At 28.6% G+C, this 231-nt stretch carries 1 protein-coding gene; it reads right to left on the bottom strand.

All coding sequences use genetic code 11. The annotated features are described in order from the left end of the window. Nucleotides 1-231 (bottom strand): hypothetical protein (locus SB786_RS37885; RefSeq protein WP_410731793.1); only part of this gene is annotated, 231 nt, incomplete at both ends.

Raw genomic sequence — 231 nt, 5'->3', positions numbered from 1 at the left:
ATACCCATTTCTTGTTACCGGATCAAACTTTTTGGATATCGACAAAACAGAATCAGCCTTGATAAAATATTGTATCCCCTTTTCTTCTTTATTAACATCATTATTAATCTTTCCTAAGAAATAATAGGTAATCCCAAGATTCCAAGCATCATTGTTCTTAATAAATTTCTGTTCCGCGTCTAAATGATTTTCTTCTGATTTTTTATAGTTCTTTAGATAATAATTAGCAAT

This window comes from Burkholderia sp. SIMBA_062 (genome assembly GCF_046534765.1).
Lineage (GTDB): Bacteria > Pseudomonadota > Gammaproteobacteria > Burkholderiales > Burkholderiaceae > Burkholderia > Burkholderia ambifaria.
This window is presented reverse-complemented; position numbering and strand designations above follow the sequence as displayed.